General features: G+C 66.7%; 1 pseudogene. It reads left to right on the forward strand.

The features are described from left to right. Positions 1 to 882: pseudogene (locus AB0D93_RS41595) on the forward strand (alpha-1,4-glucan--maltose-1-phosphate maltosyltransferase); the annotation flags it as partial. Between the last annotated feature and the right edge of the window lie 121 nt (positions 883 to 1,003).

Below are 1,003 nucleotides of genomic sequence, written 5' to 3' on the forward strand. Positions count from 1 at the left end.
TGGATGGGCCACGGCGTGCGCATCTTCCGGGTCGACAACCCCCACACCAAACCCGTCGTCTTCTGGGAACGGGTGATCGCCGAGGTGAACGGCACGGACCCGGACGTGATCTTCCTGGCCGAGGCGTTCACCCGGCCGGCGATGATGCACACCCTGGCCCAGATCGGCTTCCAGCAGTCCTACACGTACTTCACCTGGCGCAACAGCAAGCAGGAACTCACCGAGTACCTCACCGAGTTGTCCGGAGAGGCGGCGGCCTACATGCGGCCGAACCTCTTCACCAACACCCCGGACATCCTGCACGCCTACCTCCAGCACGGCGGCCGGCCCGCCTTCGAGGTCCGCGCCGTGCTCGCCGCGACCCTCTCCCCCGCCTGGGGCGTCTACAGCGGCTACGAACTGTGCGAGAACACCCCGCTCAGGCAGGGCAGCGAGGAATACCTCGACTCGGAGAAGTACCAGCTCAAACCCCGCGACTGGGAGGCCGCCGCACGCGAGGGCCGGACCATCGCACCACTCATCACCAAGCTCAACACCATCCGGCGCCGCAGCCCGGCCCTGCGTCAACTGCGCGATCTGCACTTCCACCACGCCGACCAGGACGCGGTGATCGCCTACTCGAAGCGCAGCGGATCGAACACGGTTCTGGTGGTCGCCAACCTCGACCCCCACCACACCCAGGAAGCCACGGTCTCGTTGGACATGCCGCAACTCGGCCTGGACTGGCACGAGTCGGTGCCGGTGCGCGACGAGCTCACCGGCGAGACCTACTACTGGGGCAGGACCAACTACGTGCGCCTCGAACCGGGTCACAGGCCCGCGCATGTTCTCACCGTCCTGCGACCGTCCACCCCGCAGATCGGAGGGTCACCCACAACATGATCGTCAACGAGCCCGTCCCGGACACCTTCGAGGACACTCCGGCGAGGGACCGGGACCCGGACTGGTTCAAACGCGCCGTCTTCTACGAGGTCCTGGTCCGCTCCTTCCAGGACAGCAACGG

Origin of the sequence: Streptomyces sp. NPDC048191, assembly GCF_040652655.1 — a bacterium.
Lineage (GTDB): Bacteria > Actinomycetota > Actinomycetes > Streptomycetales > Streptomycetaceae > Streptomyces.